Consider the following 21,647-nt stretch of genomic DNA (forward strand, 5'->3'; position numbering starts at 1 on the left):
ATAGCAGGTAATGACGTTTCCCAGGAGGTGCTTATGATTGCCAGCAAATTCGGTATCGGGCAACAGGTCCGCCATACGCTATTGGGCTATCTTGGCGTGGTGGTTGATATCGATCCACAATACTCGCTCTCCGAGCCTGAAGAGGACGAAATTGCCGCCAATGACGAACTGCGTGCATCTCCCTGGTATCATGTGGTGATGGAAGATGAGGATGGACAGCCGATCCACACTTATCTTGCGGAAGCGCAATTGAGCAGCGAAACCAGCGATGAGCATCCGGAGCAGCCGTCCATGGACGAACTGGCCAGAACGATTCGCCAGCAGCTGCAGGCACCGCGGCTACGTAACTAAGACGTTACTAACATGAAAAAACCCCGCCGCGGCGGGGTTTTTATTTACCTCGACAAACCCAGGCGCGGTATTTCAATCGCCGGGCAGCGATCCATCACCACGTTGAGTCCCGCTTCGCGCGCCAGCACGGCCGCCTGCTCGTTAATGACGCCCAGTTGCAACCACAGGGTTTTTGCGCCAATCGCAATAGCCTCCTGCGCGACGCCCAGCGCTGCATCGGAGTTACGGAATACATCAACCATGTCCACCTTCTCCGGCACATCGCCGAGCGTGGCATAGCCTTGCTGTCCCAGCAACGTGGTGCCAGCGACTTTTGGTGAAACCGGGATAACGCGATATCCCTGCTCCAGAAGGTATTTCATCACCCGATAGCTGGGCCGGTCGGGTTTGTTACTCGCCCCCACTAGCGCAATCGTCTGTGTTGAGTTCAGAATGGCTGCGATATCGTTCTCTTTCATTTTATCCTCCCGCTATTTAGCCCAAGTGTAAGCTAATCCAGGCGAACGGGCCATCCATCCTAACTTACGGATGCGTCAAAATTTTTCGCCCAGACGCTTGCAGCAGCAGTCACTTCCAGTAATCTGTCTGCAGGTCAAAATGTGGAATGAAATTATGGAACTGACGACTCGTACACTACCAGCACGCAAACATATCGCGCTGGTTGCTCACGATCACTGTAAAGATATGCTGATGAAATGGGTTACGCGCCACCAGCCGCTGCTGGCTCAGCACGAACTCTATGCAACCGGCACCACCGGTAATCTTATTTCCCGGGCGACCGGGCTTGAGGTGAACGCGATGCTGAGCGGCCCGATGGGCGGCGATCAGCAGGTTGGTGCACTGATCTCGGAAGGGAAGATCGATGTACTGATCTTCTTCTGGGACCCGCTCAACGCGGTACCGCACGATCCGGACGTTAAAGCGCTGCTGCGCCTGGCAACCGTCTGGAACATCCCTGTTGCCACCAATGCGTCAACGGCAGACTTTATTATTCTGTCGCCGACCTTCAGTGAGCCTCTCGATATCCTGATCCCGGATTATCAACGTTATCTCGCCGAACGTCTTAAGTAAGCCCGGCTGGCGGCCAGTCCGCCAGCTTTTTACGGTTTTCTCGCCACCGGCACATCGAGCGCTTCTAACATTTCAACGAAAGGCGAAGGCTGAGCTTTGTTGAACAACAGCCAGACGCGCAGCTGTGCGCGCGTCATCGCGACATACAGCAGACGTCGCTCTTCGGCATCCGGGAAATCCTCCGGCTGCGGCAACAAGGCCTGCTCCATGATCGATTCGCGGGCTGGCGCCGGAAACGCATCGTCCCCCTCCTGAAGCCCCAGAATAATCACGTAGTCCGCCTGCTGGCCTTTGCTGGCATGAATGGTCATAAATTCAAGCTGCAGGTGCGGCCAGCGCGTGGCCGCTTTTTCCAACGCCTCGGGTTTCAGGTGATGGTAACGGGCCAGTAGCAGGATCCGCTGTTCCGGTTTCGCATAGCCACTGAGCTTATCCAGCAGATCGTCGAGCTTATCGTCGGCCAATAAGGTCACCGACTTTTTGTCTCCGGCGGTCAGACTGTTCAGCGGTTTGCTCATCTGGTGTGGGTTTTGCTGGATAAAACCGTTCGCCACCTCGCCAATGCGACCATTAAAGCGGTAGGTAGTGTCCAGTGCACAGCAATCGCCCTCACCAAAATAGTGGTTGAAGGCCGTTGTCAGAGAGAGTTGAGCGCCGCTAAAACGGTAAATAGCCTGCCAGTCGTCGCCAACGGCAAACAGCGTGGTCTGGGTATTTTGCCGGCGTAAAGCGGCAAGCAACGCGGCACGCTGAGGCGAGATATCCTGAAACTCATCCACCAGGATGTGCTTCCATGGACTAACAAACCGACCTTTATCCAGAATATTTACTGCCTGGTGTATCAGCCCGGAGAAATCGACCGCGTTTTCCTCTTTCAACGCCGTTTTCCATGCTTTCAACAGCGGTGCCATCAGCTTAACGCGCTTGCCGAACAACTCGCGCACCGTTTCCGGCGCTCCGGCGATCATCTCAGCCTGCGAACCGCCGTGCATACGCATCAGACTGACCCAGCGATCGAGACGGCTGGCCATTCGCCGCTGTATTTTTTTGTCCTGCCAGAATTCGCCGTCCGGCACCTGCCAGCCCATCTCTTCTTCCAGCCACTGGCGCCAGCCTTTTGCCTGTGCTTTTTTTTCCTGGCACTGCAAACACCAGTTTTTCAGCAACAGGTCCTGACGCGCGGAGCTATCGCTCTCCAGCTTGCTGATGGCAGGCACTTTTTTGCTACCTTGCTGAATAATATGCAGCGCCAGCGAGTGAAAGGTGCGTGCCGTAATATCGTCAGAGCTTAAGCGCTCGCGGATGCGCTCGTCCATCTCCTGGGCTGCCTGGCGACCAAACGCCAGCAGCAGGATCTGGTCGGGAGCGGCTTCGCCTCTCGTCAGCAGCCAGCCGGCGCGGGCCACCAGGACTGATGTTTTCCCGCTTCCAGCACCGGCCAGTACCAACAACGAGCGCTCACCGTTTACCACCGCCCTGGCCTGTGCCGGGTTTAGCGGTGAGGATTCTATCCCGGCAAAAAAGCCGCTGTACTGCTCCAGCATCGCCTGAGTAAATGCCTGGTTATGGGCAAGGCGCGCGGTTTCAGTATCTGCCAGCCAGCGTTGGCACTCCTGCCACAGCTCACGGCAGTTCTCAAAGGCATCGAGGCGGCTGGTCGGCATCGGCAACCCGGCGAGCGCCCGGCGAATCTTTCCCTGTACTTCAGCGACCTGTTGACGGGTCAACCATTTGCCTTCTGCGCTGGCGCGGCCCGCATCCACCAGCAACTGGCGGAGAACATCGGCGGAAATGTTGCTCATTTCCGTACTCCACTGCTGCCAGAGCGTATTCAGGTGATGAAAAAAACGCTGGGTTTCATTCCACTCGGTGCCGTGCAAACGCACCACTTTGCTGTCCGGCAGAACGAACTCCAGCTCGCCCCACACCAGACCTCGCTTGCAATGAACAGACAATAACTGATTGAAAGGTATGATATATTCATGGTTATCACCAGATACCTTTACTCCGGCGTTAAGCAGTTGCACCCTGTCATAGGGATGCTGTGCCATACGCTTGCCTAATGTTGTCGCTTTAAGTTCCATATAATGCCGAATATCAATCAGGTTGGATGTTTTTAAGTTTAACCGCCTGTGACCAGGTGCTCCAGCGTAAAAAACGTTACAATGGTCGGGTCTTATACCCGACATACTGCAAGTTGCAGCGCAGCGGCAAGTGGGCGACCCCTGATGAGCGAACTCAAGTCAGTCGTTCCGGTGAGCAAACATTGTCAGCGCGCAGGCAACCTGAAATATGACGGGGATATTATCTCCAGGACTGAACTGAGGGTTTATGCGTACCATTCTGAATATTTTGAACTTTATCCTTGGTGGTTTCGCAACCACCCTGGGCTGGTTGCTGGCAACACTGGTCAGCATCATTCTGATTTTCACGCTGCCGTTAACCCGCTCCTGCTGGGAAATTACCCGGCTGTCTCTTCTGCCTTATGGCAATGAAGCGATTCATGTTGATGAACTGGAGCCGCAACGAAAAAGTGCGCTGCTCAACACCGGCGGTACGTTGTTGAATATTCTGTGGTTTATCTTTTTCGGCTGGTGGCTTTGCCTGATGCATATCTTTAGCGGCATCGCGCAATGTGTGACCATCATCGGGATCCCGGTTGGTATCGCCAATTTTAAAATCGCCGCCATTGCACTGTGGCCGGTAGGACGCAGAGTGGTTTCCGTCGAAACTGCCCGCGCTGCGCGGGAAGCCAATGCGCGCCGTCGCTTTCAGTAACCGAACGGAAGAACCCCATGCTTAGCCCCTTGCTACGTCGTTATACATGGAACAGCACCTGGCTATATAACGCCAGGATTTTTATAGCACTTTGCGGCACAACCGCCGTTCCGTGGTGGCTTGGCGAAGTTAAACTCACCATTCCTCTGACGCTGGGTGTGGTTGCTGCAGCCCTGACTGACCTCGACGACCGTTTGACCGGCCGACTGCGCAACCTTGCCATCACTCTGGTGTGCTTTTTTATTGCTTCAGCGTCAGTGGAGCTACTTTTTCCGTGGCCGTGGCTGTTCGCCCTCGGTTTAACCGTCTCGACGACAGGGTTTATTCTGCTCGGCGGTCTGGGGCAGCGCTATGCCACCATCGCATTTGGCGCGTTGCTGATTGCCATCTATACCATGCTGGGGACCACGCTCTACGATCGCTGGTACCTGCAGCCGCTATTTTTATTGACCGGAGCGGTCTGGTACAACGTGCTGACGCTCGCCGGGCATATCATTTTTCCGATTCGCCCTCTCCAGGACAATCTGGCACGCAGCTATGAGCAACTGGCTCGCTATCTGGAGCTCAAATCCCGCCTGTTTGACCCGGATATCGAAGATGAGAGTCAGGCGCCGTTATACGATTTAGCCATTGCAAATGGCCAACTGGTTACCACGCTGAATCAGACCAAGGCCTCGCTGCTGACGCGCCTGCGGGGTGATCGTGGCCAACGCGGCACTCGCCGCACATTGCAATATTACTTCGTGGCCCAGGATATTCACGAACGCGCAAGCTCCTCCCACATTCAGTATCAAACGCTGCGCGACCATTTCCGCTATAGCGATGTGATGTTTCGCTTTCAGCGAATGCTGTCGATGCAGGCTCAGGCATGTCAAAAATTATCCCGCGCGATTCTATTACGTGAACCCTATCAGCACGATGCCCATTTCGAACGGGCCTTTATGCATCTTGATTCCGCCCTCGATCGCGTACGTGCCAGCGGCGCCCCTGTCGAGCAAATCAAGGCTCTGGGCTTTCTGCTTAACAATTTACGGGCGATCGATGCCCAACTGGCAACCATTGAGTCGGCACAGACCATCGCGCCTTCCAGCAGCAATACCGAAAGCTTGCTGCTGGACGACAGGCTAAGCGGCTTCAGCGATATCTGGCTGCGCCTGCGCCGTAATATGTCGCCTGAATCAGCGCTGTTCCGCCATGCGGTGCGAATGTCGCTGGTGCTCTGTGCGGGTTATGCGTTTATCCAGTTTACCGGGCTGAATCACGGCTACTGGATACTTCTGACCAGCCTGTTTGTCTGCCAGCCAAACTATAACGCCACGCGACACCGGCTCGCCCTGAGGATTATCGGTACCCTGATTGGCGTCGCTATCGGCCTGCCTTTATTATTGCTGGTGCCTTCCGTGGAAGGGCAACTGTTGTTGATTGTCCTGACAGGTGTACTGTTCTTCGCTTTTCGCAATGTGCAGTATGCCCACGCGACGATGTTTATCACTCTGCTGGTCCTGCTCTGTTTTAATCTGTTAGGCGAGGGATTCGAAGTCGCGTTACCACGTATTTTTGATACGTTGATGGGCTGTGCTATCGCCTGGGCAGCAGTGAGTTTTATCTGGCCTGACTGGAAGTTTCGTAATCTGCCGCGCGTACTGGATCAAGCGATCAATGCCAACTGCCGCTACCTGGATGCTATTCTTGAGCAGTACCACCAGGGACGCGACAATCGTCTGGCATATCGCGTCGCACGTCGCGATGCCCATAGCCGGGATGGAGAACTTGCCTCAGTGGTCTCGAACCTGTCTACGGAGCCTCGGGCTAATGCCGCACTGCGCGAAACCGCATTCCGTCTGCTATGCCTGAATCATACGTTTACCAGCTATATTTCCGCACTAGGCGCGCACCGGGAGAAACTCACGACACCAGATATTCTGGAGCTGCTTGATGATGCCGTTTGTTATGTCGATGATGCGCTGCACCACAGGCCATCCGACGAACATCGGGTGCAGCAGGTGCTCAATAGTTTGCAGACCCGGATCCAGCATCTCGAGCCCCAGCCTGATAGTAAAGAACCGCTGGTACTCCAGCAAATTGGCCTGCTACTGGCGCTGTTACCGGAAATATGCCGCTTACAAAAACAGGTCGCGATTCAACCGGAGTAGCCATCAATACCACGGTGCTGGCCACCAGCCCATTCTGCAAGCTCCCGCCGACGTTGTGCCGGGAGCGCTGCAGCATGCACACCCACAATCGCGCCCTCTAATGCATAGAGAATATTCAGTGAGAGTGCTTTATTAGATTCCCGCAATTTTAACCATACGTTTTTTGCACCCACATGACGCAATGTGTGTTCATCTGTTACCCCAACATGAATGAGCATTAGCTCCATATGAAAACTCATATTTGGCAGGTCTTTCAGACGTCCTGAAGCACGTTGCTGGTTTTTTTCGTTTTGCGCGGTATGTAATGAAAACTCTGAGAGTTTGAACAGCATTTCATTATCACACCAAAGCGCTTCATCAACTTGATAATATTTTAATAAAATCGGGCGGCCGCTTTTTTTCATAATCAGAAGCGGTGCAGCATGCTCAATGCGGTAAGCTGCGCTTTGCTCGCACACTTTTAGGTAAACCTCCCCCTCCGCCACCATGGCAAATACGGTATTATCTATTGCCAGACTATAGCCGCCAAATAGCGGTCGACAACGTATTTTCCCTAATGATGATAAACATTCTTGAAATTGATAGAACCGTTGAGATGTCATTTTCTTCATGATTATTCCTTTGTTAATCATGTGAGCAGAATTTATTTTTTAACAGATCCGTTAATAATAGAAAATAAGTAACTTCTTTTATTGCGGCAAGATGATTTTTACACTCATCTCAATTAACACATCGTTTTGCGAGATGCTTTCAGAAATTTATCCTCGAACATATGAAATACCGTGCAATAGAATGCAGAAAACGTCCGTATGGCTGGTGACCGAAATAAGCTGGCTAACGGTATGATTGTGGTGGACGCGCGGTACGGTTAAGAAGGGCAACCTGCCCATGACAATCTGCTGTGTGCACAAAAAAAGTTTGTCTTCCTTCCTCCACAGCCTGCACGGGTTGGCAGAGATTGCGCCAGGAAGATGTACAATTTTCAACCAGAAAATTGACGAATGAGGTTGATCTTTTCCCCTGGTCGATATACTGTACATTCATACAGTAACTCACAGGCGGGATAGACTATGTTCACTTCAGCTTACGCAAACCGTTCATCACTGACTTCTGCTTCCGTACGTCGCCATTCGCAAGACGTCACCGAACAACCAGCCAGCGGGCTGATTAGTGAAATTGTCTATCGCGAGGATCAACCTATGATGACACAGCTACTCCTGCTACCTTTATTACAGCAGCTGGGGCAGCAGTCACGTTGGCAGCTCTGGCTAACGCCAAAACAAAAACTGAGCCGCGAGTGGGTGCAGTCTGCTGGTTTACCGTTGACCAAGGTGATGCAGATCAGCCAGCTGTCTCCGTGCAACACCTTAGAATCGATGATCCGCGCGCTCCGTACCGGCAATTACAGTGTCGTTATTGGCTGGTTGTCAGATGAACTTACTGCAGACGAGCACGAACGCCTGGTCATTGCAGCAGAGGAAGGTCATGCCATGGGCTTCATCATGCGTCCAGTTGGCAATTTGGACCAGGGTGGCAGACAACTCAGCGGCCTAAAAATTCACTCTAATTTGTATCATTAAGCTAAATTAGGAGGAATCCTAGAATTTTTTTTGAGCACGCCAATTCCATATCTTGAGCAGGGTCATTTTTGTTGAAACGCCTGTCTGATGCGGTTTCGCAGCTTTTTTTGCCGAACGAAAATCAACCATATTTGTTAAATATTGTGTATACAACCCTTTTTTTTCATATGCCTGACGGAGTTCACACTTGTAAGTTTCGAACTAAGTTGTAGACTTTACATCGCCAGGGGTGATCGGCTTACGCTGCATGTATCAGCATAGTTAACAACAAGTCACGCCCCGGGTGAAGGATTTAACCGTGAGGTCTTTTGTACCTTCATGGCGAATTTTGGATGATAATGAGGCGCAAAAAATGAAAAAGACAGCTATCGCGATTGCAGTGGCACTGGCTGGCTTCGCTACCGTAGCGCAGGCCGCACCGAAAGATAACACCTGGTATGCAGGTGGTAAACTGGGTTGGTCCCAGTATCACGATACCGGTTTCTACGGTAACGGTTTCCAGGGCAACAATGGTCCTACCCATAACAGCCAGCTCGGTGCTGGTGCGTTCGGTGGTTACCAGGTTAACCCGTACCTCGGTTTTGAAATGGGCTATGACTGGCTGGGTCGCGTTGCATACAAAGGCAGCGTAGACAACGGCGCATTCAAAGCTCAGGGCGTTCAGCTGACCGCTAAACTGGGTTACCCGATCACTGACGATCTGGATATCTATACCCGTCTGGGTGGTATGGTTTGGCGTGCAGATGCTGATGGCAACTACGGTTCTACCGGCGTTTCCCGCAGCGAACACGACACTGGCGTATCCCCAGTATTTGCTGGTGGTTTAGAGTGGGCTGTTACTCGTGACATCGCTACTCGTCTGGAATACCAGTGGGTTAACAACATCGGTGATGCAGGTACCGTTGGCGCGCGTCCGGATAACGGCATGCTGAGCCTGGGTGTTTCCTACCGTTTCGGTCAGGACGAAGCAGCTCCAGTTGTAGCTCCGGCTCCGGCTCCGGCTCCAGAAGTGACTACCAAGCACTTCACCCTGAAGTCTGACGTACTGTTTAACTTCAACAAATCTACCCTGAAACCGGAAGGTCAGCAGGCTCTGGATCAGCTGTACACCCAGCTGAGCAACATGGATCCGAAAGACGGTTCTGCAGTGGTTCTGGGCTATACCGACCGTATCGGTTCTGACGCTTACAACCAGCAGCTGTCCGAGAAACGTGCTCAGTCTGTTGTTGATTACCTGGTTTCTAAAGGTATCCCGGCTGGCAAAATCTCCGCACGTGGTATGGGTGAATCCAACCCGGTTACCGGCACTACCTGTGACAACGTGAAAGCTCGCGCTGCACTGATCGACTGCCTGGGCCCAGATCGTCGCGTAGAGATCGAAGTTAAAGGTTACAAAGACGTAGTATCTCAGCCGCAGGCTTAAGATTACTACCTATAAAAAACCCCGCTGATGCGGGGTTTTTTTGCGCTAAATTCAGATATCGAAGTAAACGGCTACTCGCCACGACACGAGCCCCCCTACTCTTAACGTCACTCTTTACCGAGCAGTACCTGCAAGTCGTGCTTCAGGCTGGACATTTTGCTGGCATATTTCTCTTTATGCTCAGCGTCCTCGATCAACTGCACGATGGTTTCTGACAATGTTTTGCCACGTCGATGCGCCAACCCTGCCAGACGCTGCCAGACAATGAACTCCAGGTCGATCGACTTTTTACGCGTATGCTGGTGCTCTGCGTTAAAGTGACGCTTGCGACGCGCCCGGATAGTCTGCTTCATGCGGTTGGTTAATTCTGGATTCATATGCTGCTCAATCCAGGTATGCACCAGAACCGGTTCATTTTCGAGCGTCAGTAAGACATCGACCGCGGCTTTTGCTGCGCTGGCTTCAATATGGCGGGTAATCAGCTCACCTTCCCGGTGCTTCTTTACCAGATAATTCCATTTCCAGCCGCTTTCAAGATTTTCCAGTTGTTGATATTTCATTGCGATCTCAATGTGACCGTGTAACTCATTTCAGGATATCAGTTTTTTCCCGATGTGCTGAGAATAAATCATCATTCGTGATGCAGGTAACCCGCTTATCATCGCTGCACATGTAATCCTCCGTGTGCTCGGACGCAGCATAAGGTATAATCGCGCGCTTTACATCTGACTAAAAACAGCGACTTTGACCATTACGAAACTGACCCGAAAAGACCTTGCTCCTGATACGGAAAGTTATCAGGCGCTGTTTGCACAAGCTGATTTAGCCCATGCTGAGGAATCCCTCGCAGGCGAGCTGCAGCCCCGCTTATTCTATGGTCTGGAACAACTTCTTGTGACCCCGACCATCTCGCCATTCATGCTGGTTAAAGCCCCTGAAGAAGCGGAATACCTGCAATGGCTGGCGACAGAAACCCGCACGCTATTTGAACCGACGGACCCGCTGTACGGCGTTCGCTATCAGGTCAACGGCGGAAACGTTACCCTGACACCGGCAACGCACGCTGACGATAATTTTGCCAGCACCGCCCCGGTTGAAACTGCCGATTGGGTCGAAGCAGAACAGCTCTTTGGCTGCGTACGGCAATTTAACGGCGAAATCTCGCTGCAGCCGGGCCTGGTGCATCGCATAAACGGCGGCGTCTTAATTATTTCCCTGCGGGCATTACTGGCACAGCCGCTGCTGTGGGTGCGCCTGAAAAGCATGGTTATCCGCCAGCGCTTTGACTGGCTGTCCCTTGACGAGTCCCGTCCTCTGCCGGTCAGCATTCCCTCAATGCCGCTCAACCTGAAGGTCATTCTGGTCGGCGAACGCGAATCACTGGCCGATTTCCAGGAGATGGAACCTGAGCTCTCTGCGCAGGCGATTTACAGCGAGTACGAAGACAACCTGCAAATTGCTGATGAAGACACCCTGAAGCAATGGTGCCAGTGGGTCTGGAAGAATGCGCAGCAGCTCGAGCTGCCTGGCCTGGCGGCGGATGCCTGGCCCTTGCTGATTCAGGAAGCGGCCCGCTATACCGGCGATCAGGAAATGTTGCCGCTGTGCCCGCAATGGATCGCTCGTCAGCTGCGTGAGGCAGCCGCCTTCTGTGAAGGTGAGCAAATCACCGCCGAAGAGATGCAAACCATGCTGGCACGCCGTGAGTGGCGTGAAGGCTATCTTGCCGAACGTATCCAGGATGAAATCCTGCAGGAACAGATCCTGATTGAGACCGAAGGCGAATGCATTGGTCAGATCAACGCCCTGTCGGTCATCGAATTCCCGGGCCATCCTCGCGCATTTGGTGAGCCATCGCGCATTAGCTGCGTCGTACACATCGGTGACGGTGAGTTTATTGACGTGGAGCGCAAGGCGGAGCTGGGAGGTAACATTCACGCCAAAGGCATGATGATCATGCAGGCGTTTCTGATGTCCGAGCTGGAGCTCGAGCAACAGCTGCCTTTCAGCGCCTCACTGACCTTCGAACAATCCTACAGTGAAGTGGACGGCGACAGCGCCTCGATGGCCGAGCTGTGTGCCTTAATCAGTGCACTGGCGGGAGTCCCCATCAATCAAAGCATCGCCATCACCGGCTCCGTGGACCAGTTTGGTCGCGTACAGCCGGTCGGCGGACTCAATGAAAAGATCGAAGGCTTCTTTACCATTTGCCAGCAGCGCGAGCTGACCGGCAAACAGGGCGTGATCATTCCTGCAGCTAACGTCCGCCATCTGAGCCTGTCTGCAGAGATCCAGCAGGCCGTCGCCGATGAGCAGTTTTTCATCTGGGCAGTCGAAGATGTCACTGAAGCAATACCCATTTTGACCCAGTTGCTATGGGATGGCGAAGGGCAAACGTTACGGCAAACCATTCAGGAACGGATTGCACAGGCGACGCAGCAAGAGAGTCGCCACCGTTTTCCGTGGCCGCTACGCTGGTTAGGCGGTTCAGGTTCGAACTGATCGGACTTGTTCAGCTTACACGTGTTAGCTATCCTGCGTCCCGAACTCAAAATAAGGCTTACTTAAAACATGGTAGATAAACGCGAATCCTATACAAAAGAAGACCTTCTTGCCTCTGGTCGTGGTGAACTCTTTGGCGCCAAAGGCCCACAGCTGCCGGCGCCAAGTATGCTGATGATGGACCGCGTCATCAAAATGACCGAAACCGGTGGTAACTATGACAAAGGTTATGTTGAGGCTGAACTCGATATTAACCCGGACCTGTGGTTCTTCGGTTGCCATTTTATTGGTGACCCGGTGATGCCGGGCTGTCTGGGCCTGGATGCCATGTGGCAGCTGGTTGGCTTCTACCTGGGCTGGTTAGGCGGCGAAGGTAAAGGACGTGCATTAGGCGTGGGCGAAGTGAAGCTCACCGGTCAGATACTGCCAACGGCGAAGAAAGTGACCTACCGTATTCATTTCAAACGCGTGATAAACCGTCGTTTGATTATGGGGCTGGCGGATGGAGAAGTACTGGTTGACGGTCGTTTGATTTACACCGCAACCGATCTGAAAGTGGGCCTGTTCCAGGACACATCTGCGTTCTGATAAGCAGAGATAAGTTATAAAAGGCGAAGCCCCCGCTCGGCGGAGGCTTCTTTTTTTAAAGAGACAGTCAGGCAGTTTGTACCCTGTCCTCCATGGCTTCTCGCCAGCCTCCTAGCCAGTAGGACCTTTGGTTCAAGGTCTGGTAGGGACACATTTCTTTCGATCTACCGGTGATCCCGGCCTGATATCCACGTTGATGTGCCCGTTCCAGGCGATCTCGTTTTTGTCTCTTCATGCCTCGTTTCCCTCATTATTTGATCTGGTGGAAAAGAAAACAGTGGTCACTAAATATGCAACCACGGTTAACGAATACCGCGAATCAGAGGGAACGTCAATGCGCAAAATTCACGCCATTGTCATATTTGTGAGCTATATGAAAGTTCATTTGTACAAAAAATGTGAACCGGCACAAGTAACGGTCTGACGTGGCAAATAAAAAAGCCGCGGGTGTTTTTCACCCCCGCGGCTTTAAATCTGTATTCATTTTACTTATGGCAAGCGATTCAGCTCACTGGCAATTGCGGTCGCTTCCTGCGACCAGGCCTGCGCCATAGTCTTCACCATCGCGTCATAGCCGTCCTGCTGCTGCTTCAGTTCAATATTGAACGGACGCTTAATCAGCTGTCCCTGATGCTTCAGCAACCACTCCCCGCTGACAATCACCCGTCCATCGTAACGCCCATGGAAACCATTTACCGCCACATTGAGGGTATCCTGGTCGCTGCCCAGGGGCTGCGAGGAAACCACCCAGCCCGGCAGTTGATTACTCAAATTCGCCACCAGCGTGGTTCGCAGCTGCTGATCGAGCGGACTGGCCCACAGATTATTGCTCGCAATCACATACTGCACGTCCGTCGTTTGATAGACCACGCCGTTGCCCGCCAGATAATCCGGGATGCTCACCTGCTCAACCCACAGCAGGTTTTTGCTTTGGTGGGCGGCGCTTTGCGCGCCGCTCTGTGCAACCGGAAGCTGATAGTAGGTTTTATTTTCCCCACTGCTGCTGCACGCCGCCAGCGCACATGCCGCGGCAACCACTAACCATTTTTTCATTATTTCGCTCCCTTCGGCTGAGGATCTTTTTTATCCTTGGCCTCAAATACCAGCGCGTTGCTCTTATCATTGAGCGTTTTCAGTACTGGCTGCAGTTCGCGAAGAACCTGATCCAGTCGCTGCATATCCGCAACCATCTTGTTGTATGCCGCAGAACCAGGCTGGAAGCCCTGCATACTACGGTTCAGTTCACGCAACGTATTCTGCATATCTCCCGGCAGCTGCTGCATTGACGGACTTGCCGCAATCTTATTCAGGCTGTCCAGTGTCGTCTGAACACGCTGCATGGTTTTTTCACTCTGCGCCAGCGTGCTGGTTGCTTGCTCCAGCAGCGGGTTAATCGGCAGATTGTTGATCTTATCCAGTGCCTCCATCAGGCGCTGCTGGATCTGTGCCAGGCCACCGCTAATGGTAGGAATGATCGGATAGCTTCCAAATTCCTGAATTTTGCCGCGCGGCGGCGCTTTTGGATAGAAATCGAGATCGATGTACAGCGCACCGGTCACCAGGTTACCGGTTTTCAGCGATCCGCGTAATCCGCGATTGATCAGATCATCCATATGCGTACGGATGTTAGGATCCCCGCCCAGCTGGTTGATCAAGCGCTGCGGCTCAATACGGACTTCAACCGGAATGCGATAGTCATCATTCAGACGCTGATGTAATCCAGGAATAAAGAACGGGACCTTACCGACGGTGCCTAAACGTATCCCACGGAATTCGACAGGCGCCCCGGGTTGCAGACCGCGAACGGAATCTTTAAAGAACATCACGTAATCGATGTGCTGGGTATAGATCGAATCCTGAATGCTCTTTTGATCGTCAAAAAGATGGTAGCCGGTTTTATTCGCCGCAGGCTCACCCAGGTCGAGACCTTCCGGGATGTCAAAGCTGACGCCGCCGCCAAACAGGGTTGCTAATGACCCCATTTCTACACGCATCCCCGCCGAGGTTAAGTCGACCGCAATGCCACTGTCTTTCCAGAAACGCACGTTGGTCGTCACCAGACGATCGTTAGGCGCGTTGATAAACAGCTGATAGGTGATGCTGCGTTTTTGCGGGTCGAAGGTGCTGGTTTCCACCGAGCCGACACGATAGCCACGGAACAGCACCGGGTCGCCCGGAGAGAGCTGTCCGGCTTTATCGCTTTCCAGCAGTACCCGAATACCTTTCGCATCAGGTGACGCCAGCGGCGGTGAATCCAGCAGCGGATATTGCGCAGAATCGCCGCCTTTGGTACCCGGCTGAAGCTCAATATAAGCACCAGAAAGTAAGGTCCCGAGACCGCTGATCCCTTCGCGTCCAACCTGTGGCTTCACGACCCAAAAGACCGAGTCTGAATGCAGGAGCTTCTTCATGCCGGAATTGAGACGCGCTTTAATCTCAACGTGCGTCAGGTCGTCAGTCAGGATAGCGCTTTCCACCACCCCAACGTCCACGCTGCGGCTTTTAATCCGGGTTTTTCCCCCTTCAATACCTTCCGCATTGGTGGTGATCAGCGTCACTTCCGGCCCTTGATGGCTGTAGTGATAAAAAAGGATCCACGCGCCGATTAGCACAGTGACGATGGGGAAGATCCACACGGGTGACCAGTTCTTCACCTTTTGCACCTTTGCTTCTCCGCTCTTATTTTCCATGCTGCTGCATTTCCTCATGGCTTGAATCTGGTTCACGGTCCCACAACAAACGAGGGTCAAAGGTCATCGCTGAGAACATTGTCATGACGACAACGAGCGCAAACATCACCGCCCCGATTGCAGGATAGATACTCATCAACCCTCCCATGCGCACCAGCGCCGAGAGGACCGCGATGACAAAAACATCAATCATTGACCAACGGCCAACAAATTCCACTACTTCATAAATCAGGTGCATGCGCTCCGAGTCACGTTGGCCGTTGCCATTGGCGTTCCAACAAAGCCAGGCAATCGCCATCATTTTTAGCGTCGGCACCATAATACTGGCAATAAAAATCACCAATGCCACCGGATACGACCCTTCGCTCCAGAGCAGTATCACCCCAGCCATAATCGTGGATGGTAGTTTATCCCCGAGCAAATCGGTGATCATGATCGGCAGAATATTTGCCGGGAGATACAGGACGAAAGAGGTGATTAGCAGGGCCATGGTCCACTGCAGACTATGCTTACGTCGGACCGTCCCTTTAGTCTGGCAGCGCGGACAAACCGCCTCATCAGCAGGCAAAATGGCAGTACAGCACGAACATGAGCGTAGACCCTGGCGGATCCCCGTCTGGCCAATCTTCAGCGGCTGCCTGAGCGCGGGTATCGGTGCAATGTCGTCCCATAGCCAGCGTCGATCAACGCATTGCAGCGCCCGCAACTGGAGCAAACAGAACAAACACCAGGGCACAAAACTTAAGCCCACGCCGATATCGCCGTAGGCCATCAGTTTGACAAAGCTCACCAGTACGCCGGCAAGGAAAATCTCTGCCATTCCCCAGGTTTTGAGGTGGAACAGAATACGCGCCAGAAACGCCTTGAGCCGCACCGGCAGATGCACCCGATTAACCAGTAACAGAATCGTCACCAGGCAAAATGCCGGTACCAGTTGTACAAAGAGGAGAAAGAAGGTGCCCAGGCTGGCGTAGTCTTCGCTGAACAAAACGCCCGGGATTTCCAGTAGCTTAATCTCGCTGCTGATCCCCCCCACGCTCATATCGACAAAGGGAAACAGGTTTGCCAGCAGCAGCATAAACAGTGCCACCAGCGCATAGGCCGTGGGACGCTGCCGAGGCGCGTCCCACGTGGTTGTCAGCGTCGTACCGCAACGCGGACACACGGCTTTCTGGCGATGCTCCAGCTGCGGCAAAGCCACCAGCAAATCACATTGTGGGCACAGGATATGCCGCGCAGCATGATGATGATCGCACATGAAAACTCCTCAGCTTAGGCGCCGTTTTTTAATCCTTCGAGATATTCCCAGCGTTCAAAGGCAGTTTCCAGTGCCTGTTCCGCTTCGGCCAGCTGAGCCAGCACTTGCTGCGTATGGTCATGGGACTGGCCAAAGAAAGAAGGATCGGCAACCTGCGCCTGCAGACTCTGCAGTTGGGTTTCCAGTTCTTCAAGTCGTTGTGGCAACTGTTCCAGTTCGCGCTGCAGGTTATAGCTTAGTTTGTTAGGTGCACGTTTGACACTTTCTGCTTTCGATTGAGCAACTTCTGCTGATTTTTTGGCAGCAGTCTGTTTTAGCGCCAGATGCTGCGATTGTTGACCGCGCGCATCATGGTATCCGCCGACATACTGACCAATTTTTCCGCCGCCTTCGAAGATCCAGCATTCGGTAACGGTGTTATCGACAAACTGACGGTCGTGGCTGACCAGCATGACGCTGCCCTGATACCCATCGACGAGCTCTTCCAACAGCTCCAGCGTTTCCACATCCAGATCGTTTGTCGGTTCATCAAGGATCAACAGGTTGCTTGGCTTCAGGAAAAGACGTGCCAGCAGCAGTCGGTTACGCTCTCCGCCAGACAGCGCCCGCACAGGTGTCATCGCACGTTTTGGATGGAACAGGAAGTCCTGCAAATAGCCCAGCACATGGCGCGGTTTACCGTTTACCAGCACTTCCTGTTTGCCTTCGGCCAGGTTATCCATCACGGTTTTATCCGGATCCAGCTCGGCGCGGTGCTGATCGAAGTAGGCCACTTCCAGCTTGGTGCCGACATGAACCCGACCGCTATCAGCCTTCAGTTGACCGAGCATCAGTTTCAACAGCGTGGTTTTCCCACAACCGTTAGGACCGATCAGCGCGATTTTGTCACCGCGCTGGATTTGCGCCGTGAAATCTTTGACCAGCACCTTACCGTCAATCTGATAGTTAACATCTTCCATTTCGAAGACGATTTTGCCTGAACGTGCCGCCTCTTCGACCTGCATCTTCGCGCTGCCCATCACTTCGCGACGTTCGCCACGTTCACGACGCATCGCTTTAAGGGCGCGAACACGACCTTCGTTACGGGTACGGCGCGCTTTAATGCCCTGGCGAATCCACACCTCTTCCTGGGCCAGCTTGCGGTCAAACTCGGCGTTTTGCAGCTCTTCAACACGCAGGGCTTCTTCTTTCTCCAGCAGATACTGATCGTAACTACCCGGATAGGTCACCAGCTTACCGCGATCGAGATCGACGATACGGGTGGCCATATTGCGAATGAAGGAACGGTCGTGCGAGATGAAAATGATGGTTCCTTTGAAGGTTTTGAGGAAGCCTTCAAGCCAGTCAATGGTTTCGATATCCAGGTGGTTGGTCGGTTCATCCAGCAGCAGCACACGCGGGCCACTGACCAGCGCACGCCCGAGAGCGGCTTTACGTAACCAACCGCCGGAAAGAGACGCCAGCTCGGCATTCGCATCCAGACCCAGCTGTTCCAGGACTTCGTTAATACGGTTTTCAAGCTGCCACAATCCCAGGTTATCCAGTAGATCCTGCAGGCGCGCCAGCTCATTTAAATTTTTAGTGCTCGGATCGGTCATCACCAGGCGAGAGACATCGTGATATCCCTTCAGATAAGCCGCCTGCTCGGCGATCCCTTCGGCCACAAAGTCGTATACCGTACCGGCGATATTGCGCGGCGGATCCTGCTGCAAACGAGCCACAACCAGATCCTGCTCATAGATGATCCGTCCGTCATCCAGTCCCTGCTCCCGATTGAGGATCTTCATCAGGGTGGATTTGCCCGCACCGTTGCGCCCGACCAGACAGACGCGCTCGTTATCTTCGATATGCAACTCGGCGTTATCCAGCAGCGGTGAATCGCTAAAGGAAAGCCAGGCACCATGCATACTAATTAATGACATTCTTTATTCCTTTCAGGCTGCGGTAATCAGCCAGCAGTTGTGAATCTGACGGTTACGAGCGAAATCCTGAGACAGCGTTTTTTGCGTAATTTCTTGCGCCTTCAGCCCCAGCTGTGCCAGTCCGTCATGATCCATACGGAAACCGCGTTTGTTGTTCGAGAACATAATGGTGCCGCCTTTGCGCAGCAGACGTTTAAGATCCGTCATCAGACGCAGGTGATCGCGCTGCACGTCGAAGGCATCATCCATGCGTTTTGAGTTGGAGAACGTCGGCGGATCGATAAAGATCAGATCGAACTGTTCATCGCTTTCACGCAGCCAGCCCAGCACGTCAGCCTGCATCAGACGATGGGCACGCCCGGTCAGCCCGTTGAGGCGCAGGTTGCGCTCGGCCCATTCGAGATAGGTACGGGACATATCCACGGTCGTGGTAGAACGTGCGCCGCCGAGGCCGGCGTGGACGCTGGCGCTGCCGGTGTAGGCGAAGAGGTTCAGGAAGTCTTTCCCTTTGCTCATCTGGCCCAGCAGGCGACGGGCGATACGGTGGTCAAGGAACAGGCCGGTATCGAGATAATCCGTCAGGTTGACCCACAGACGAGCGTTATACTCCTGAACTTCCAGGAAATCGCCCTTCTCGGCCATTTTCTGGTACTGATTCTTGCCTTTCTGCCGTTCACGGGTTTTCAGCACCAGTTTGTTCGGTGCAATGCCCAGCACGGAGATAGTAGCCGCGATGATGTCAAACAGACGCTGACGCGCTTTATGTGCATCAACCGTTTTCGGCGGCGCGTACTCCTGCACCACCACCCAATCGGCGTAGCGGTCGATCGCCACGTTGTATTCCGGCAGGTCGGCATCATACAGGCGGTAGCATTCGATCCCTTCCTGACGCGCCCATTTCTCAAATTTCTTCAGGTTTTTACGCAGGCGGTTGGCGAAATCATCCGCCATGGATGCCACGCTGCTGCCATCGGTTTCCGCCAGATGGTAGTTTTTCTGCACGCAGTCCAGCGGGCCGTTTTTCGCTTTAAACTGTTTGTCCGCACGCAGCTGCAGGCAGCTGAGCAGTTCCGGTGAGGCGCTGAACAGTGACAGATTCCAGCCGCCAAACTGCGTTTTCATCGCCCGACCCAGCAGGCTGTGCAGGGCAATCAGCGCCGGCTCGCTTTCCAGACGTTCACCGTACGGTGGGTTGCTGATAACGGTCCCGTAAGGGCCTTTCGGCAGCGGATTGCTCAACTGGGCCACATCTTTGGCTTCGAAGGCGATCAGCTCGCCTACTCCGGCGCGACGGGCGTTGCTCCGCGCACGTTCAATCACACGGGCATCGACGTCAGAGCCGTAGAAACGTGACTCGTAGGCAGCCAGTCCTTTACGGGCGCGGGTCTGTGCTTCGGCTTTAACCTCTTTCCACACCGCGTCATCGTGCTGCAGCCAGCCGTTAAAACCCCAGTGACCACGATGCAGCCCCGGCGCACGATCGGTCGCCAGCATAGCCGCTTCAATCAGCAGCGTACCGGAACCACACATCGGATCGAGCAGCGGTGTACCCTGAACCCAGCCAGAGCGCATAACAATCGCTGCCGCCAGGGTTTCTTTGATCGGCGCCATACCGGTACCATCGCGATAGCCGCGAAGATGCAGGCCTTCTCCGCTGAGATCCAGCGAGATGTGCGCGGTCTCTTTATTCAGCCAGACGTTAATACGCAGATCGGGTTGCTCACGATCGACGTTGGGGCGCGGCAGATTTTTACGCGTGAAGCTGTCAACGATCGCATCTTTGACCTTTAACGCGCCGTACTGGCTGTTACGAATTTCGTCGTTCAGCCCGCTAAAATGCACGGCAAAAGTGGCGTCTGGGGTGAAAATCTCCGTCCATGGAATGGCCTGCACGCCGAGGTACAGATCCAAATCGCTGTACACGCTACACTGGCCCAACGGCATCATGATGCGCGAAGCCAGCCGGCTCCACATCAGGCTTTGATAGCGTACTCGCGTATCTCCCTGAAAATGGACACCGCCCTGGACTACCTGGCAGTCCAGCGCGCCAAGCCCTTCCAGTTCAGTTTTTAACAGCTCTTCAAGGCCACGAGCCGTACTGGCAAACAGAGAATTCATATCGTCACTTTTACTAAAAGAAAATTGTTGCGCATTATAGCCAATATGCGCCCCATGTCATAAAGTTAAAGGCTTATTTTTAAGCCTGGAGGCAGCGCATGCTAACGCTATCGCGACTTTTTATTCATCCCGTCAAATCCATGCGTGGAATTGGCCTGACGCACGCGTTTGCCGATATCAGCGGTCTGGCCTTCGATCGAGCCTTCATGGTGACGGAAACCGATGGCACCTTTATTACTGCCCGCCAGTTTCCTCAGATGGTCAAGTTTACCCCCTCGCCTTTGCACGACGGTATTCACCTGACGGCAGTCGACGGCAGCAGCGCGATAATCCGCTTTGCGGATTTTGCCCCTCAGGGCGAGCCGACCGAAGTGTGGGGTAACCACTTCACCGCGCTGATCGCGCCAGCATCGGTAAACCAGTGGCTCAGCGGTTTCTTTAATCGTGACGTTCAGCTCCGCTGGTTAGGGCCACAGCTGACCCGACGGGTGAAACGCCATGACGCGGTTCCCCTCAGCTTCGCCGATGGCTTTCCCTATTTATTAACCAATGAAGCCTCATTGCGCGATCTGCAAAGCCGCTGTCCGGCAAGCGTGCGCATGGAACAGTTTCGCCCCAATTTGGTCGTGACCGGCGCCGCGGCCTGGGAAGAAGACAGTTGGAAAGTGATTCGTATCGGCGAGGTGGTGTTTGAGGTGGCAAAGCCCTGCAGCCGCTGCGTGCTGACCACCGTCAGTCCGGAACGTGGGCAAAAGCATCCCTCCGGCGAACCGCTGGCCACCCTGCAGCGCTTCCGTACCGCGCTGGATAACGGCGATGTGGATTTCGGTCAGAACCTGATCGCCCGCAACAGCGGCGTCGTGCGGGTTGGCGATGAAGTGGAAGTGCTAACGCGCGGCCCGGCAAAAGCCTACGGTGCTGGCGAGAGCGACGAGACGCTGGCGGTAGACCAGCAGCAAAATTCCGTGGTAGAGATAGCGTGGCAGGGGCAGAGTTTTAACGGCAATACGCAGCAGGTCCTGCTGGAACAACTGGAGCAAAAAGGCATTCGCATTCCCTACTCCTGTCGGGCCGGCATCTGTGGCAGCTGCCGTATCCGGCTGGAAGAAGGTGAAGTCAGCCCGCTGAAGAAAAACGCGGTGGCGGCAGATGGCACCATTCTGTGCTGTAGCTGCGTACCTAAAACTGCTTTACGGCTGGCGCCTTAGCCAAC

19 protein-coding genes are annotated in these 21,647 nt (G+C 53.8%); 9 read left to right on the forward strand and 10 right to left on the reverse strand.

Going from position 1 to position 21,647, the window contains the following annotated elements; genetic code table 11:
• The first annotated feature begins 33 nt into the window (after positions 1-33).
• Positions 34-351, forward strand: coding sequence for a heat shock protein HspQ (gene hspQ, locus ACMYSP_RS04020; RefSeq protein WP_123753647.1), 318 nt, complete (start codon positions 34-36; stop codon positions 349-351).
• Between the two features lie 44 nt (positions 352-395).
• On the opposite strand, the gene ACMYSP_RS04025 is transcribed toward hspQ, so the two are convergent.
• Positions 396-809: a CoA-binding protein gene (locus tag ACMYSP_RS04025; RefSeq protein ID WP_434585688.1), complete on the reverse strand. Its 414-nt coding sequence runs from the start codon at positions 807-809 to the stop codon at positions 396-398.
• A gap of 154 nt (positions 810-963) precedes the next feature.
• Between ACMYSP_RS04025 and mgsA the strand changes: the two genes are divergently transcribed.
• A complete protein-coding gene (gene mgsA / locus ACMYSP_RS04030) occupies positions 964-1,422 on the forward strand; it encodes a methylglyoxal synthase (RefSeq protein WP_434585689.1) in 459 nt (152 codons plus the stop codon).
• Between the two features lie 29 nt (positions 1,423-1,451).
• Here mgsA and helD read toward each other — a convergent pair whose 3' ends face one another.
• On the reverse strand, positions 1,452-3,506 hold the full coding sequence (helD, locus tag ACMYSP_RS04035; RefSeq protein ID WP_434585690.1) for a DNA helicase IV: 2,055 nt from the start codon (positions 3,504-3,506) through the stop codon (positions 1,452-1,454).
• Positions 3,507-3,753: 247 nt separating this feature from the next.
• On the opposite strand from helD, the gene ACMYSP_RS04040 reads away from it, so the two are divergent.
• Together ACMYSP_RS04040 and yccS are read left to right on the forward strand one after the other, a co-directional pair.
• Positions 3,754-4,200 (forward strand): YccF domain-containing protein, encoded by a 447-nt coding sequence (locus tag ACMYSP_RS04040; protein WP_123756207.1) that lies wholly within the window; start codon positions 3,754-3,756, stop codon positions 4,198-4,200.
• Positions 4,201-4,217: 17 nt separating this feature from the next.
• Entirely contained in the window at positions 4,218-6,353 is a 2,136-nt protein-coding gene (yccS, locus tag ACMYSP_RS04045; RefSeq protein WP_434585691.1) for a YccS family putative transporter, read from the forward strand.
• Here yccS and ACMYSP_RS04050 read toward each other — a convergent pair.
• Positions 6,341-6,964, reverse strand: a complete 624-nt coding sequence (locus ACMYSP_RS04050; RefSeq protein ID WP_434585692.1) for a TfoX/Sxy family DNA transformation protein — start codon at positions 6,962-6,964, stop codon at positions 6,341-6,343. The two genes, yccS and ACMYSP_RS04050, sit on opposite strands and share 13 nt — an antisense overlap.
• Positions 6,965-7,423: 459 nt before the next feature.
• On the opposite strand from ACMYSP_RS04050, the gene sulA reads away from it, so the two are divergent.
• Positions 7,424-7,933, forward strand: a complete 510-nt coding sequence (gene sulA / locus ACMYSP_RS04055; protein WP_434585693.1) for an SOS-induced cell division inhibitor SulA — start codon at positions 7,424-7,426, stop codon at positions 7,931-7,933.
• A 352-nt stretch (positions 7,934-8,285) separates the two neighbouring features.
• On the forward strand, positions 8,286-9,356 hold the full coding sequence (gene ompA, locus ACMYSP_RS04060) for a porin OmpA (protein ID WP_434585694.1): 1,071 nt from the start codon (positions 8,286-8,288) through the stop codon (positions 9,354-9,356).
• 107 nt (positions 9,357-9,463) lie between these two features.
• On the opposite strand, the gene matP is transcribed toward ompA, so the two are convergent.
• Complete coding sequence (gene matP / locus ACMYSP_RS04065) at positions 9,464-9,916, reverse strand: macrodomain Ter protein MatP (protein ID WP_123756203.1); 453 nt, start codon at positions 9,914-9,916, stop codon at positions 9,464-9,466.
• 184 nt (positions 9,917-10,100) lie between these two features.
• On the opposite strand from matP, the gene ACMYSP_RS04070 reads away from it, so the two are divergent.
• Together ACMYSP_RS04070 and fabA are read left to right on the forward strand one after the other, a co-directional pair.
• Positions 10,101-11,858 carry an AAA family ATPase gene (locus ACMYSP_RS04070; RefSeq protein ID WP_434585695.1) on the forward strand — a complete coding sequence of 586 codons (1,758 nt, stop codon included), beginning with the start codon at positions 10,101-10,103 and terminating at the stop codon, positions 11,856-11,858.
• A 69-nt stretch (positions 11,859-11,927) separates the two neighbouring features.
• Positions 11,928-12,446, forward strand: coding sequence for a bifunctional 3-hydroxydecanoyl-ACP dehydratase/trans-2-decenoyl-ACP isomerase (fabA, locus tag ACMYSP_RS04075; RefSeq protein WP_004849514.1), 519 nt, complete (start codon positions 11,928-11,930; stop codon positions 12,444-12,446).
• 67 nt (positions 12,447-12,513) lie between these two features.
• On the opposite strand, the gene rmf is transcribed toward fabA, so the two are convergent.
• The 6 genes from rmf to rlmKL form a co-directional block, all read right to left on the reverse strand.
• Complete coding sequence (gene rmf, locus ACMYSP_RS04080; protein ID WP_004871568.1) at positions 12,514-12,681, reverse strand: ribosome modulation factor; 168 nt, start codon at positions 12,679-12,681, stop codon at positions 12,514-12,516.
• A gap of 254 nt (positions 12,682-12,935) precedes the next feature.
• Positions 12,936-13,499: a membrane integrity-associated transporter subunit PqiC gene (pqiC, locus tag ACMYSP_RS04085; protein ID WP_434585696.1), complete on the reverse strand. Its 564-nt coding sequence runs from the start codon at positions 13,497-13,499 to the stop codon at positions 12,936-12,938.
• Entirely contained in the window at positions 13,499-15,136 is a 1,638-nt protein-coding gene (pqiB, locus tag ACMYSP_RS04090) for an intermembrane transport protein PqiB (protein ID WP_434585697.1), read from the reverse strand. The genes pqiC and pqiB overlap by 1 nt, the downstream gene beginning before the upstream one ends.
• Positions 15,126-16,394: a membrane integrity-associated transporter subunit PqiA gene (gene pqiA, locus ACMYSP_RS04095; protein ID WP_434585698.1), complete on the reverse strand. Its 1,269-nt coding sequence runs from the start codon at positions 16,392-16,394 to the stop codon at positions 15,126-15,128. Before pqiA ends, pqiB begins: the two co-directional genes overlap by 11 nt.
• Before the next feature lie 14 nt (positions 16,395-16,408).
• Positions 16,409-18,316 (reverse strand): ABC transporter ATP-binding protein, encoded by a 1,908-nt coding sequence (locus ACMYSP_RS04100; RefSeq protein WP_434585699.1) that lies wholly within the window; start codon positions 18,314-18,316, stop codon positions 16,409-16,411.
• 12 nt (positions 18,317-18,328) lie between these two features.
• Positions 18,329-20,434 (reverse strand): bifunctional 23S rRNA (guanine(2069)-N(7))-methyltransferase RlmK/23S rRNA (guanine(2445)-N(2))-methyltransferase RlmL, encoded by a 2,106-nt coding sequence (rlmKL, locus tag ACMYSP_RS04105; protein WP_434585700.1) that lies wholly within the window; start codon positions 20,432-20,434, stop codon positions 18,329-18,331.
• Between the two features lie 98 nt (positions 20,435-20,532).
• Here rlmKL and ACMYSP_RS04110 point away from each other — a divergent pair, with 98 nt between their 5' ends.
• Positions 20,533-21,642, forward strand: coding sequence for a YcbX family protein (locus ACMYSP_RS04110; RefSeq protein WP_434585701.1), 1,110 nt, complete (start codon positions 20,533-20,535; stop codon positions 21,640-21,642).
• Positions 21,643-21,647: the final 5 nt, after the last annotated feature.

Source organism: Klebsiella sp. R390 (assembly GCF_051131745.1).
Lineage (GTDB): Bacteria > Pseudomonadota > Gammaproteobacteria > Enterobacterales > Enterobacteriaceae > Klebsiella.

Excerpts from the sequence above, each read along its gene's own strand:
- hspQ (WP_123753647.1), top strand. The coding sequence starts at position 34 with ATGATTGCCAGCAAATTCGGTATCGGGCAACAGGTCCGCCATACGCTA.
- ACMYSP_RS04025 (WP_434585688.1), bottom strand. The coding sequence starts at position 809 with ATGAAAGAGAACGATATCGCAGCCATTCTGAACTCAACACAGACGATT.
- mgsA (WP_434585689.1), top strand. The coding sequence starts at position 964 with ATGGAACTGACGACTCGTACACTACCAGCACGCAAACATATCGCGCTG.
- helD (WP_434585690.1), bottom strand. The coding sequence starts at position 3,506 with ATGGAACTTAAAGCGACAACATTAGGCAAGCGTATGGCACAGCATCCC.
- ACMYSP_RS04040 (WP_123756207.1), top strand. The coding sequence starts at position 3,754 with ATGCGTACCATTCTGAATATTTTGAACTTTATCCTTGGTGGTTTCGCA.
- yccS (WP_434585691.1), top strand. The coding sequence starts at position 4,218 with ATGCTTAGCCCCTTGCTACGTCGTTATACATGGAACAGCACCTGGCTA.
- ACMYSP_RS04050 (WP_434585692.1), bottom strand. The coding sequence starts at position 6,964 with ATGAAGAAAATGACATCTCAACGGTTCTATCAATTTCAAGAATGTTTA.
- sulA (WP_434585693.1), top strand. The coding sequence starts at position 7,424 with ATGTTCACTTCAGCTTACGCAAACCGTTCATCACTGACTTCTGCTTCC.
- ompA (WP_434585694.1), top strand. The coding sequence starts at position 8,286 with ATGAAAAAGACAGCTATCGCGATTGCAGTGGCACTGGCTGGCTTCGCT.
- matP (WP_123756203.1), bottom strand. The coding sequence starts at position 9,916 with ATGAAATATCAACAACTGGAAAATCTTGAAAGCGGCTGGAAATGGAAT.
- fabA (WP_004849514.1), top strand. The coding sequence starts at position 11,928 with ATGGTAGATAAACGCGAATCCTATACAAAAGAAGACCTTCTTGCCTCT.
- rmf (WP_004871568.1), bottom strand. The coding sequence starts at position 12,681 with ATGAAGAGACAAAAACGAGATCGCCTGGAACGGGCACATCAACGTGGA.
- pqiC (WP_434585696.1), bottom strand. The coding sequence starts at position 13,499 with ATGAAAAAATGGTTAGTGGTTGCCGCGGCATGTGCGCTGGCGGCGTGC.
- pqiB (WP_434585697.1), bottom strand. The coding sequence starts at position 15,136 with ATGGAAAATAAGAGCGGAGAAGCAAAGGTGCAAAAGGTGAAGAACTGG.
- pqiA (WP_434585698.1), bottom strand. The coding sequence starts at position 16,394 with ATGTGCGATCATCATCATGCTGCGCGGCATATCCTGTGCCCACAATGT.
- ACMYSP_RS04100 (WP_434585699.1), bottom strand. The coding sequence starts at position 18,316 with ATGTCATTAATTAGTATGCATGGTGCCTGGCTTTCCTTTAGCGATTCA.
- rlmKL (WP_434585700.1), bottom strand. The coding sequence starts at position 20,434 with ATGAATTCTCTGTTTGCCAGTACGGCTCGTGGCCTTGAAGAGCTGTTA.
- ACMYSP_RS04110 (WP_434585701.1), top strand. The coding sequence starts at position 20,533 with ATGCTAACGCTATCGCGACTTTTTATTCATCCCGTCAAATCCATGCGT.